Here is a 12,558-nt window from a genome sequence, read left to right as displayed (position 1 = left end):
CGCCGGCTCAGGGGCTCAAGGCGCTGGTGAGTACAGGTCGGCGGCCACGCGCGCGCCGCCGCTTCCGCTGCCGCCCGCGACGAGCACGCGCCCGGAAGGCAGCAGGGCCAGCCCGTGGTGCGTGTTGCGCGTGGACAGGATGCCCGCGGACGTCCACGCGTTCATCGCGGCGTCATACACCTCCGCCGAATCGAGCACGCCCAGCCCCGTGCCGCCCTCTCCCGTCACCACCAGCACGCGGCCCGTGGACAGCACCGTGGCGTGCGCCAGGTAGCGCGGCATGTTCATGGACGCCACGGTCTTCCAGGTGCCGCGCGCCACGTCGTAGAGCTCCGCCGAGCGCAGCGGTCCATCCACGCCCCAGCCGCCCGCCACCAGCACCTGGCTGCCATTGCCCAGCGGCACCGCGATGTGGCCGTAGCGCGCCACCGCCATGGACGCCGTGGGCCGCCACGTGCCCGTGGCCGGGTCATACAGCTCCGCGCTCGTGGTGACGGCGTCCGTCCCGGTGGAGCTGCCGCCCATCACCAGCACCTCGCCCGAAGGCAGCGGCACCGCCGCGTGGTACGTGCGCGCGTGCCCCATGGCGCCCGTGGGGCTCCAGGTGCCCGTGGCCGGATTGAACAGCTCCGCGCTCGCGAGCGTGGCGGAGGTGCTCGCGCCCGACGCGCCGCCCGTCACCAGCACCTTGCCGGAGCTCAGCACCGTCGCGGTGTGACGGGACCGCCCCGTCCCCAAGGCGCCCACCGGCGTCCAGGTCCCCGTGGCGGGCGCGTACACCTCCGTGGCGGACAGCCAGGTGGAGGCATCCTGCTGCCCGCCGCTCACCAGCACGCGGCCGTCCGTCAGCGTCGTGGCGCCGTGCAGGAAGCGCGCGGTGCCCAGCGCGGCGGTGTCCCGCCAGGTGTTCGTCACCTCGTCGTACAGCACCGCGCTCGACAGCGCGGTCCCGGAGGAGGACGCACCGCCCGCCACCAGCACGTCGCCCGTGTTCAGCCGGGTGGCGCTGAGCTGCGAGCGCGCGGTGACGAGGCTCGCGGCCGGGCTCCACGGCAGGAGGGACGGCCGGTAGCGCTCCGCGGACGCATTGCGCGAGCCCGCCTGGGGCACGCCGCCCAGCACGAGCACGTCGCCCGAAGGCAGCAGCGCGGCGGCGTGGCTGATGCGGCGCGTGGCCATGGCCGCCGTCTCCGTCCAGACGCCGGTGGCCGGACTGTAGAGCGCGGCGCGGTCCAGGTACGGCTGTCCGCCCGTGGATCCCCCCGTCACCAGCACCTGCCCGGAGGTGAGCAGCGTCGCGGTGTGGAAGACGCAAAGGAACGGCAACAAACCCTGGGACGTCCAGGTGCCGGTGCCCGGGTCGAACAGCTCCGTGGTGTCCGTGGCGAGGCTGCCCGAGAAGCCGCCTGACACCAGCACCTGTCCGGACAGGAGCAGCGTCGCCGTGTGCCCGTTGCGCTGCGTGGTCATGTTGCCCACCGCCGTCCACTCGCCCGTCATGGGGTCATAACGCTCCGCCGTCGCGAGCACGTTCCCGTTGGCGCTGTCCCGGCCGCCCACCACCAGCACCTGACCATCCGGCAGCAGCGTCGCCGAGTGGCCCAGGCGGGCCGCGACCATCCGCCCGGTGACTGCCCACGTGTTGGTCGCGGGGGTGAACAGGAGAGAAGTGGCCAGCGCATTACCGGCGCCGCTGTCGCCGCCCACCACCAGCACCCGGCCATCCGGCAGCAGCGTCGCGGTGTGCTGCGAGCGGGGCACGTCCAGTCCCGTCACGGCGGACCAGCTGTTGGTGTCCGGGTCGAACAGCTCCGCGCCGCCCGCGGCCAGCACGGAGGTGCCGCCGCCCACCACCAGCACCTTGCCGGAGGTCAGCAGCGTCGCGGTGTGGCGCTGGCGGCTCGTGGCCATGGCGCTCAATGAGAACCAGCGGCCGGTGCGCGGATCATACAGCTCCGCGGCGGACGTCCCTCCGCCCGCGACAAGCACATAGCCATTGCGCAAGAGCGTGGCGGTGGCGTCCACGCGCACGGAGGCCATGGTGCCGGCGCTGCTCCAGGAGGACGTGTCGAGGCGCGCGGCGGAGCTGGTGGGAGCGTCAATGGAAGACGGTGCTTCGGGGGCACAGGCTGAAGCGCACGCAAGCGCGAGCGCGGCCAGCAGGCCGTGAAAACGGATACGGGTCATCGAGGGGAAGGTCCTTCACTTCATGGGGGATGCGGCTTTCGCCGCAGGGGGGCGGCCCCTTAACCCAAACAGAGGCAAGACACCACAGCGGAATTCCTCTCAGCCCGACCCCACCGGTAGAATCGGTATGCATGAGAACGTTTCTCGCCGCCGCGCTGGCCACTGTCCTTTGGGGCTGCGGCGCGGCCCAACCCGTGGTCCCGACCCACTACCGCTCCCACTCCCTCCAGGAGCAGGGCGACCTGCGGATTGGAGGATTCCTCTCCTCCGAGTGGTCACTCCAGACCGCGTCGTACTGGATTGAAGGACCGGAGGGCCTGGTCCTCATCGACACGCAATTGCTGCCCTCCGCGCTGCGCAAGGAACTGAAGTTCGCGAAGGACGTCACTGGCAAGGAGGCGAAGCTCGCCATCGTCCTCCACGCGAACCCGGAGAGCTTCAACGGCACGGCCCTCCTCACGGAGCTGGGAGTCCCGGTCGTCACCTCGGGCCCGGTCCGCGCCCGCATCCCCGCCGTCCACGAGAAGTGGGCGCCCGACCTCTTCAAGCAGTACTGGAACGGCCGCTATCCCCGGGAGCTCGTGCTCGCGGACAGCTTCGGTGACAGCACCCGTGAGCTGAGCGCGGCCGGCCTCACGCTGAAGGCCCACGTTTTGGGCGCCGGCTCCAGCGCGGCCCACGTCGTCGTGGAATGGGAGGGCCACCTCTTCACCGGCGACCTCGTGGCCCGCGACACGCACAACTGGTTCGAAGGCGGCGACACCACCGAGTGGCTCCAGCGGCTGGAAGAGCTGCGCGCCCTGAAGCCGAAGTGGATCCACCCGGGGCGCGGCCTGCCCGGCGGTCCGGAGCTGCTGGACGCGCAGACCGCCTATGTCCAGGCCGTGCGCGAGGAGGTCACTCGCGAACGCCACACGGAGCATCCCAGCAGCGATCCGCTCGCGGCGGTGGAGGCGAAGCTGAAAGAGCGCTACCCCGGCCATGCCTACGCCAGGCTCCTGCCGCACCTGGTGCGCGCGGAGTGGGCCCGGCAGGCGCCCCGGCGGCCCTGAGGCTTCAGCTGCTCGCGGACGTGTAGTGGCGGATGGACATCAACCACACCCACCGGGCCACCGCCGCGAACGCCACCGAGCCCACCACCGCGCCCACCAGCCACGTCCACGGCAGCCGGCCCAGCAGGGCGAGCGCGGGGAAGGTGGTCATCAGCGCCAGCGGGATGATGAACGTGAACACCCACGCCAGCGAACCCCGGAACACCGAGGACGGCCACCGGGCCGCGTCGAAGATGGACGTGAACAGGTACGTGAGGTTGTCCACCTTCACCACGAAGAAGGCCGCGCTCACCACGAGGATCCACATCGAGTAGAGGATGAGCATGCTCGTCGCCAGCAACAAGAGCGACGCGAAGATGCCCGGCAGCGACGGCCAGCGCCCCAGCGATACGAACGCGTAGACGAACAGCCCCACGCCGGACAGCACGTTCACCGCGCGCCACGGCAGGAAGCGCTGCGTGGACACCAGGAACTGCGCGTCCGCGGGCTTGAGCAGCACGAAGTCCAGCGTGCCCTTGCGGATGTGCTCCACCATGCCCGTGAGGCTGGGGCTGATGGCGCCCTCCAGCACGCCCTGGAGCAGCGTGAACCAGCCCACCACGAGCAGCGACTCCTGGAACGTCCACCCCTCGATGCTGGGCCGCGCGTTGAAGACGACGAACAGCGGCGCCAGCGCGGTGAAGGTCCACGCCAGCGACGTGAGCCCCTCCGCCAGGAAGTCCGCGCGGTACTGCAACGCCAGCAGCCCGGAGGCCTTCACTTGCACGCCCAGGAGGCGCAGGTAGCGCTTCGCGTTCACCACCCTACCCTCCGAACGCCGCGAAGCGCGCCAGGCCCCGCCGCCAGACAGCCATGGACACCACGCCCAGGCCCGCCACCCACGTCCACTGCGCCGCCAGCAGCGACCACGCCTCCTTCGCCGCGTGCGCGCCCGTCATCAGCTCCACCGGCAGGCCCATCTGGTAGCGGAACGGCAGCCACTCCATGACCGTGCGCACGCCGGGCGGGAAGAACTCCACCGGGAACATGTACCCGGAGCAGACGAAGAACAGCACCATGTAGACTTCCATCAGCTTCTGGCTGCTCTCCAGGTACAGGCTCAGCGTGCCCAGCAGCACGTTCAGGTAGAACGTGATGAGCCACGCGCCCACGATGCCCAGCGCGAACAGCCCCCAGCCTCCCAGCGACGTGGGCACCGCCCGCTCGGCGCCCGCCGCCCACAGGCTGATGCCCAGCACGGGCAGCACCACGGCGACGCGCAGCGGGATGCCCGCCAGCACCTCCGTCGCGTACGACAGCAGCGGGGAGATGGGCCGCAGGAGCCGCATCGCCAGCGTGCCCTGCTTCACCTCGTAGCTGAGCAGCCACGCCACCCAGGAGCTGGTGAGCTGCCGCACGCAGAAGGCCGCGAGGAAGTAGCCCGTGAACTCCGCCTGCCCGAAGCGGCCCACCGGCCCGCCGCGCGCCACCGCCGACCACAGCGCCAGCATGATGAGCGGCATGGTGGTGGCCAGCACCCAGATGATCATCTCCGCGCGGTAGGCTACCGCCTCGGAGAAGCCGATGCGCAGCATCGTGGGCAGCGCCTTGAGTGACGTGCGCAGGCTCACGCCGTCACCGCCTCCCGGGCGGCCTCCGCCCGGCGCGCCTTGCCCTCCTGGAACAGCTCGCTCATCACCTCTTCCAGGGGCGCGTTCTCCACCGTCAGGTCCGTCACCGGCAGCGTGGACAGCGCGCGGCCCACCGTGGCGTTCACCGCGTCCTGCTGGACCTGGAGCACCGCTGAACCCGGCTCGTGCGACACCACCTTGCCCAGCGGCGTCAGCAGGCCCGGGTCCACCGGCTGGCCCAGCCGCAGCACCACGCGCTTCTCCGGGCGCACGCGCTGCACCAGCGCCTCCAGGCTGCCGTCGTAGGACAGCTGCCCCTTGTCGATGACGATGACGCGCGGACAGAGCGCAGCCACGTCGTCCATGTAGTGGCTGGTCAGGATGAGCGTGGCGCCCGTCTTCTCGTTGTATGCCTTGATGAACGCGCGCATCGTCACCTGCATGGACACGTCCAGGCCGATGGTGGGCTCGTCCAGGAAGAGCACCCGGGGGCGGTGGATGAGGGCCGCGGCCAGCTCGCACTTCATCCGTTCCCCCAGGCTGAGCTGCCGGGTGGGCTTGCCGATGAGGTCCTCCAGCTCCAGCAGCGACACCAGTTCGTCCAGCGTCTGCTTGTACTGGAGGCGGGGCACGTCGTAGATGGCGCGGTTGAGTTCGAACGTCTCCGACGGCGGCAGGTCCCACAGGAGCTGCTGCTTCTGCCCCATCACCAGCATGATCTTCTTGAGGAACGCCTCTTCGCGCAGCCGGGGCACGTGGCCGTCCACGGTGACTTCCCCTTCGGACGGGTGGAGCAGGCCGGCGAGCACCTTGAGCGTCGTCGTCTTGCCCGCGCCGTTGGGGCCCAGGAAGCCCACGCGCTCTCCGGGCTGGATGTCGAAGGAGATGCCGTCCACGGCCTTGACGGTCGTGTAGTCGCGGTGGACGAGCGAGCGCAGGGCCGCCTTCAGGCCAGGCGGGCGTTTGTGGACCTGATAGTGCTTGCGCAGTCCGCGGACGGAAATCATGGCGGGATGGGTTTAACGCGGTCGCCTCCGGGTGGCGACCCCTGATGTGAAGGCAACGATGAGCAACGCATACAGCAAGGACCTGGAGCGATGGCTGCCCCGGCTCATCTCCGTGTGGCGCGCGTCCCGGGGCCGGGAGGACGGGCCGGAAGGACGCCTCACGCCGCAGGAGGTCAAGGAGGTGGGCGCGGGCGTGAAGCAGCTGTCGCTCGGCCTCACCCGGGAGCGGCAGCTGGCCGGCGCCCGGTACATGGACGACCCGCGCCTCTTGGGTGCGTACCTCCTCTTCTACTGGCCGGTGTCCTACGCCCAGGCGCGCCAGGTGCTGGGCGAGCTGCCGAACCGTCCCCGCCACGTGCTGGACCTGGGCAGCGGGCCGGGCCCGGTGGCCTTCGCGGCCATGGACGCGGGCGCCAGTGAGGTCACCGCGGCGGACCGCAGCAAGCCCGCGCTGAACCTGGCGCGCGAGCTGGCCACGGAGGCCGGCGAGGCCCTGGCCACGCGCGAGTGGGATCCGCTGAAGAAGAACGCCACGCTGCCGGAAGGCCAGTACGACCTCATCACGATGGGGCACGTCGTCAACGAGCTGTACGGCGCGACGGACGAAGCGCTCAAGCCGCGCGCGGCGCTGCTGGAGTCGGTGCTCACCAAGGTGAAGAAGGGCGGCAGCCTGCTGGTGATGGAGCCCGCGCTGCGTGAGACGAGCCGCAACCTGCTCAAGGTGCGCGACCTGCTGGTGGAGCGCGGCTACGCCATCCGCGCGCCGTGCATGTACCGGGGCGCGTGCCCCGCGCTGGTGAAGGAGACGGACTGGTGCCACGCCGAGCGCGCGTGGCCCATGCCTCGTGTGGTGGAGGAGCTGGCGCGCGTGGCGGGCTTCCACAAGGAGTCGCTCAAGATGAGCTACCTGCTGGTGGCGCCCAAGGGCGAGCCCTGGCCGGAGCCGCCGCCGGGCCGCCTGTTCCGCATCGTCAGCGAGTCGCTGGAGGGCAAGGGCCGCCAGCGCTACATCGGCTGCGGACCGGAGGGGCGCGTGGGCCTGGCGATGCAGGAGCGCCACCGCTCGGAGAAGAACGAGAAGTTCTTCCACCTCCAGCGCGGCGACGTCATCGAGGCGACGGACCTGGAGACGAAGGGCGACGGCTTCGCGCTCGGTGAGAACGCCGAGGTGCGCATGGTGGCCCAGGCCGGACGCGGCGTGCCTCCCGCGCCCAAGCCGCCGGAAGCCCCGCGCGAGCCCGCGGCGCCCGTCCCGCCCGCGAAGCCCTGAAGCGGGCGAGGCCTGGCGGCCGAGGGTCGTCGCCAGGCTGACGTGGTTTTCCTGAACGGCTCGCACCGTGGGCGCCACCTGTTGTTAGGTTGCGCGGCCCCTCATTCCCAAGGAAGGAACCCCGTGCCCGCAACCACGCCGCTGCGTACGCTCTATCCCCCCCTCGAGCCCTACCGCACCGGCCAACTGAAGGTCACCGGTGGCCACTCGCTGTACTTCGAGGAGAGCGGCAATCCGAAGGGCAAGCCCGTGGTGTTCGTGCACGGCGGCCCGGGCGGCGGCACCGACCCGAAGCAGCGCCGCTTCTTCGACCCCAGCGTGTACCGCATCATCCTGTTTGATCAGCGCGGCTGTGGCCGCAGCACCCCGCACGCCAGCCTGGAAGAGAACACCACCTGGGACCTGGTGGCGGACATGGAGCGGCTGCGCGAGCACCTGGGCCTGGAGCGCTGGATGCTCTTCGGCGGCTCATGGGGCAGCACCCTGTCGCTCGCGTACGCGGAGGCTCACCCGGAGCGCGTCACGGAGCTGGTGCTGCGCGGCATCTTCCTGTTGCGCAAGCAGGAGATCGACTGGTTCTACCAGCGCGGCGCGGACGCCATGTTCCCGGATGCGTGGGAGCACTACCTCGCGCCCATCCCGGAGGAGGAGCGCGGCGACCTGCTCCACGCGTACGCGAAGCGGCTGATGGGCGACGACAAGCACACGCAGCAGGAGGCCGCGAAGGCGTGGAGCATGTGGGAGGGCCGCACGAGCTGCCTGTACCCCAACGCGGAGCTCGTCGCGCGCAACGCGGGCGACGCCTTCGCCATCGCCTTCGCGCGCATCGAGTGCCACTACTTCGTCAACAAGGGCTGGATGCGCAGCGACACCCAGCTGCTGGACGACGTGCACCGCATCCGCCACATCCCCGCCGTCATCGTGCAGGGCCGCTACGACGTCGTGTGTCCGCCGGAGAGCGCGTGGGCCCTGCACCGCGCGTGGCCGGAAGCCCAGTTCGTGCTGGTGCCGGACGCGGGCCACTCCGCCAACGAGCCCGGCAACACGTCCGCCCTCATCGAGGCCACGGACCGCTTCCGCGGCCTGTAGAACACGCGAGCGCGGGCCGGGACCTCACATGTCCTGGCCTTCGGGCTCCGCGTCGTCCTGCTCCCACTCGCACTTGCGGGCGTTCCACGCGAGGTGGGCCATGTGCTGGCCCGCCGTGGAGACGTTGAAGCGCCTCCACGCCTCCGGTCCCGGCTGATCCGCCACGACCTCCATCAGCGTCAGGTCGCCCGACCCGGGCTCCGTCAGATAGGGCGACTCCACCAGCTTCCCGCAGCCCGGCGCCATCAGGACGCCGTCCGGCTTCTTCTGGCTCACGATGGGCGAGCCGATGGCCACCACCGCCATGGGCATCCCCAGGTCGGTCAGCACCTTCTTCACGTGTGCATCCCGGGCCATGCAGCTCGTGGCGCTGTCCTTGAGGAGCAGCTCCGCCGTCGTGCTGCCCTGCTTCGCCTGGGCCTGAAGCGCCAGGACGCGCTCCTTCGCCTGGGCCTGCGCCTCCGGCGTGCACGGTCCCACGCACCGCCCCTTCATCAGGACCTCCGCCAGCACGGCCGGCCCCTGAGCCACGCGCAGCAGCAGGTCCGAGGACTTGCACTCCATCACCGTGCGCGGGTTCAACCGGTGCTCGGTGAGCACCAGCCCCGGCGCGTCCGGGAACGGATGCGTGGCCTGCGCCTTCGCGTCCGCCTTGAGCGGCGACTTCAGCGCGTTGGGCGTGGGGCACGACAGCGCGGCGGTGCCGGTCAGCTGCTGCACGGACGCGTCCTGGGCCCAGGGCCGCACCAGGGCCACCGCGCCTTCGGCCTCCTCCTTCGTGCCGCACACGCCCAGCACCGCGAACTGCTGCTCCGCGGGGAGCCCCGGAAGCGCCTTGGCGGCCATCACCTTGGGGAAGCCCTTCGCCGGCTTCACCCACGCGAACGCGCGGTCCTTCTTCAGCGCGGCCAGCTTCGTGGACAGCGCGGGCGCCATCGCGTCCTGCCCCAGCACGACGGCCCAGGGCGCTTCCGCCCCCAGGGCCCCCGTGGAGGACAGGACACAGGACAGGACGGCGAGGACGCTCCAGGCGGGACGGAGTGCGTTCATGGGGCACGCACTCCACCCCATTCCGCGCTCAGCCGCGAGGGGTCAGCGACTTCGCCAGCTCCTCGTAGAGGTGGATGGCGGAGCGGATGGCCTTCTCCCAGTCACCCAGGTGCAGGCTCTCGTTCTCCGAGTGGGCATACGTGTACGGATCCTCCACGCCGATGAGCAGCGCGGGCACCCCGCCCAGCTCCTTCGCGAACGGCTCCACGAACGGGATGGATCCACCGCACCCGATGGTGACCGGCTTCTTCGCGTAGCCCTTCTCCAGCGCGCGGAACGCCGCCTGGAAGGCCGGGTGCGACGAATCCGTGTACCACCAGCCGGACGCCTGGTCCTCGCGGATCTCCAGCTCCAGGCCCCACGGGCACACCTTCTTCAGGTGCGCCACCAGCCGGCGCTGCACGTCCTCCGGATCCATGTCCGGCACCACGCGGATGCCCACGCGCGCCCACGCGGACTCCACGATGATATTGCGCGCGTCCTTGCGGCTGCTGGCCTGGATGGCGTTGATGGCCAGGCTCGGCTGGCGCCAGTTCGTCTCCCACGGGTGACGGCCGCCGCCCAACAGCTGAACGCCTTCGCGGATGCCCGCCTGCTCGCGGAACGTGGCCTCGTCACCGGGCAGCGCCTGGATGCTCTGGCGCTCCGCGGCCGTCAGCGGCTTCACCTGCTCCATCACGCCTTCAATCGCGATGGAGCCATCCGCGTGCGTCAGCGACGCCAGCATCCGGCACAGCGCCATCGCCGGATCCGGAATGGGCCCGCCCCACATGCCGGAGTGCACCGCCTGCTGAAGTCCCCGCACCTCCACGTCCACCGTCACCAGCCCGCGCAGCGCCGTGGTGATGGACGGCAGCCCCGTGTCGAAGTTCGTCGTGTCCGTCAACACGATGGCGTCCGCCGCTACCAACTTCGCGTGCTTCTGGAGAAATGCACCCAGGTGGTCACTGCCTGCCTCCTCCTCACCCTCGATGATGACCTTCACGTTGAGTGGGAGTTGGCCCGTGCTCTTGAGCCACGCGTCCACGGCGGAGGTGTGCACGACGATGCCGGCCTTGTCGTCCGCCGCGCCGCGTCCGTACAGGCGGCCGTCGCGCAGCTCCGGCTCGAAGGGCGGGCTCTTCCACGCGGTTTCGTCTCCCGCGGGCTGCACGTCGTGGTGCGCGTAGAGGAGAAGCGTGGGGCGGCCCGGCGCCTTGAGCACCTCGCCATAGACATACGGGTGCGCGCCTTCAATTTCGAGCAGCTGCACGTTTTCAAAACCACGGTCCTTCAGGAGGGCCGCGGTGGCCTCCGCGCTCTTGCGCACGAGGGCCGCGTCGAATCCGGGAAAGGACACACTGGGTATGCGTACGAGGGCCTTGAGGTCCTCCAGGTACGCGGCCTTGTGGGACTCGAAATGGGACAGCGCGGGGTCGGTGGACATGCCCACCCCTTAACTCAAAAGGCGAGCAGGCACGTGGGATGCGCGCGCCCAAACGTCGCGCGTCTTATGTATCCTGCCGCCCATGCCTGGACTACCGACCCTGCTGTTGGTGGATGACGACAGCTTCGTGCGTCGCATCCTCAAGGACGTCATCGCGGACACGGGTATCGACCTGCGGCTGCTGGAGGCCGCGGACGGGGAAGAAGGGCTGGCGCTGGCGGAGAAGGAGCAGCCGGCGGTGATGTTCCTGGACCTCTTCATGCCGAAGAAGAGCGGGCTGGAGGTGCTGGGTGCCATCAAGAGCGTGTCGCCGGACACGCGCGTGCTGGTCATCAGCAGCATGGACGCGGAGCCGGTGGTGGAGCAGGCCATCGCCGCGGGGGCCATGGGCTTCGTGGGCAAACCCTTCCATCCCCTGGAGATCGCCGCCGCCGTGCGCCAAGCGCTCGCGTCCTGATTCCTCGAGGTCCCCGTGTCGTCATCCGCTGTCGGTTACTGGGTGGGAGACTCGCTCGGCCGCGTGCTGGGCCCCCTCCAGCTGCAAGCATTCCGCGACCTCATCGCCTCGGGTCGCCTGAAGACGGCCGTGCGCGCGTCGCGCGACGGAACGAACTGGATCGCGCTCCAGGACCTCCCGGAGGTGCGCGACCTGTTCACCACCGCGGCGCCCACGTCCACCCTGGAGAGCCAGCAGGCAGAGCGCCTGCGCAGCCAGCTGCGCGGCCTGCTGCACCTGCCGCCGCACGAGGTGTTCGGGCTCAAGCCGCAGGCGTCGCTCGACGAGTTCCGCCTCGCCTTCTTCCGCATGGCGAAGCGCTTCTCACCGGAGCACCTGTCGCCGGATCTGCATCCGGAGCTGCGCAAGGTCTCCGTTGAAATCTTCGACTTCCTCTCGCGGCGGATCCGCGAGGCGGAGACGCTCTTCCTCCAGGGCGCGCTGCATCCGCCCGCGGCCCCGCCGCCCCGGCTGGACATGAGCGGCGCGCTGCCCGCCGCGCCGCTGCCCATGAGTGGCTCGCCAGTGGCCGCACGGCCGCCGCCCGTCGTCATTCCACCGACGCCCGTTCCAGGCTCCCTGACGCGTCCGCAGGCCGCCGCCATTCCACCGACGCCGGTTCCGGGCAGCCTGACGCGGCCGCCGCCCGTCGTCATTCCACCGACGCCGGTTCCGGGCAGCCTGACGCGACCGCCGGCCGCCGCCATTCCACCGACGCCCGTGCCGGGCTCCATGACGCGGCCCGTGCCTCCGCCCGCGCCGCCCCGGCCTCCGCCGGTGATGACGCCCACGGCGCGGCCCGTGGCGCCGCCTCCGCCCGCGCCAGCTCCCGCGCCGCCTCCGCCCGCGCCCGTCCGGCGCCCCGTGGCCGCCGCCCCCACGCCCTCGTATTCGAGCGCCGAGTTCGTGGGCCTGGAGCGCCGGTCGGATGACCGGCTCCACGCGGACGTGAAGGTGACGATGAAGAACACGGGCATCTTCACCGACCACCGCATCATCAACCTGTCGTCGGGGGGCCTGTTCATCGGCACCGACCGGCCGCTGCGGTTGGGGACGCAGGTGGAGCTGACGTTGCGCTTCGATGATCCGGAGCGGGTGATGACCCTGCGCAGCTCCGTCATCTGGGAGAACTCCCTGGAGGACGGGAAGAACCCCCGGGGCTACGGGTTGCGCCTCAGCTCATTGCGCGCGGAGGAGCGGGACTTCATCCAGCAGTACGTCCGCCGCCCCAAGAAGCCCTGATAGGTTGCAGGCCGGGCTCCCGGGCGGACCGTGTGCTTCCGCCCGGACTAGAGCAACTGGCCCAGGAAGACCGCGCTCATCGCCACGAAGGCCACCCACACGGCCATGACGGACTTCAATTCCAGGTCC

Annotated in this window: 11 protein-coding genes; 5 read left to right on the top strand and 6 right to left on the bottom strand. The window is 70.6% G+C overall.

Translation table 11 applies throughout. The features are described 5' to 3' along the window. Nucleotides 1-15: 15 nt before the first annotated feature. On the bottom strand, nucleotides 16-2,040 hold the full coding sequence (locus D7X32_RS14355) for a Kelch repeat-containing protein (RefSeq protein ID WP_120603103.1): 2,025 nt from the start codon (nucleotides 2,038-2,040) through the stop codon (nucleotides 16-18). 278 nt (nucleotides 2,041-2,318) lie between these two features. Between D7X32_RS14355 and D7X32_RS14350 the strand changes: the two genes are divergently transcribed. Continuing rightward, nucleotides 2,319-3,239: an MBL fold metallo-hydrolase gene (locus tag D7X32_RS14350; protein ID WP_120603102.1), complete on the top strand. Its 921-nt coding sequence runs from the start codon at nucleotides 2,319-2,321 to the stop codon at nucleotides 3,237-3,239. Nucleotides 3,240-3,243: 4 nt separating this feature from the next. On the opposite strand, the gene D7X32_RS14345 is transcribed toward D7X32_RS14350, so the two are convergent. Genes D7X32_RS14345 through D7X32_RS14335 form a run of 3 tightly spaced genes read right to left on the bottom strand, consistent with a single transcriptional unit; the run spans nucleotide 3,244 to nucleotide 5,856 of the window. Next, nucleotides 3,244-4,038: an ABC transporter permease gene (locus D7X32_RS14345; RefSeq protein WP_120603121.1), complete on the bottom strand. Its 795-nt coding sequence runs from the start codon at nucleotides 4,036-4,038 to the stop codon at nucleotides 3,244-3,246. Nucleotides 4,039-4,042: 4 nt separating this feature from the next. Next, nucleotides 4,043-4,849 carry an ABC transporter permease gene (locus D7X32_RS14340; RefSeq protein ID WP_120603101.1) on the bottom strand — a complete coding sequence of 269 codons (807 nt, stop codon included), beginning with the start codon at nucleotides 4,847-4,849 and terminating at the stop codon, nucleotides 4,043-4,045. Then, nucleotides 4,846-5,856, bottom strand: a complete 1,011-nt coding sequence (locus D7X32_RS14335) for an ABC transporter ATP-binding protein (protein WP_120603100.1) — start codon at nucleotides 5,854-5,856, stop codon at nucleotides 4,846-4,848. The genes D7X32_RS14340 and D7X32_RS14335 overlap by 4 nt, the downstream gene beginning before the upstream one ends. A 58-nt stretch (nucleotides 5,857-5,914) precedes the next feature. Between D7X32_RS14335 and D7X32_RS14330 the strand changes: the two genes are divergently transcribed. Next, entirely contained in the window at nucleotides 5,915-7,126 is a 1,212-nt protein-coding gene (locus tag D7X32_RS14330) for a small ribosomal subunit Rsm22 family protein (protein WP_120603099.1), read from the top strand. A gap of 123 nt (nucleotides 7,127-7,249) precedes the next feature. Further along, nucleotides 7,250-8,215, top strand: a complete 966-nt coding sequence (gene pip, locus D7X32_RS14325; protein ID WP_120603098.1) for a prolyl aminopeptidase — start codon at nucleotides 7,250-7,252, stop codon at nucleotides 8,213-8,215. Nucleotides 8,216-8,239: 24 nt separating this feature from the next. Here the strand turns inward: pip and D7X32_RS14320 are convergent, their stop codons facing one another. After that, a complete protein-coding gene (locus tag D7X32_RS14320) occupies nucleotides 8,240-9,265 on the bottom strand; it encodes a hypothetical protein (RefSeq protein ID WP_120603097.1) in 1,026 nt (341 codons plus the stop codon). Between the two features lie 28 nt (nucleotides 9,266-9,293). Then, a complete protein-coding gene (locus tag D7X32_RS14315; RefSeq protein WP_208752420.1) occupies nucleotides 9,294-10,691 on the bottom strand; it encodes a M20/M25/M40 family metallo-hydrolase in 1,398 nt (465 codons plus the stop codon). An 82-nt stretch (nucleotides 10,692-10,773) separates the two neighbouring features. Between D7X32_RS14315 and D7X32_RS14310 the strand changes: the two genes are divergently transcribed. Next, nucleotides 10,774-11,148 carry a response regulator gene (locus D7X32_RS14310; RefSeq protein WP_120560449.1) on the top strand — a complete coding sequence of 125 codons (375 nt, stop codon included), beginning with the start codon at nucleotides 10,774-10,776 and terminating at the stop codon, nucleotides 11,146-11,148. Between the two features lie 15 nt (nucleotides 11,149-11,163). Next, the gene (locus tag D7X32_RS47520) at nucleotides 11,164-12,429 is read left to right on the top strand and encodes a TIGR02266 family protein (protein ID WP_120603095.1); all 1,266 of its coding nucleotides are present in this window, start codon (nucleotides 11,164-11,166) and stop codon (nucleotides 12,427-12,429) included. Nucleotides 12,430-12,558 lie beyond the last annotated feature (129 nt).

The organism is Corallococcus carmarthensis (assembly GCF_003611695.1).
Lineage (GTDB): Bacteria > Myxococcota > Myxococcia > Myxococcales > Myxococcaceae > Corallococcus > Corallococcus carmarthensis.
Note: the sequence above shows the minus strand (reverse complement) of the source record. Positions and strands in the feature narration are given on the sequence as shown.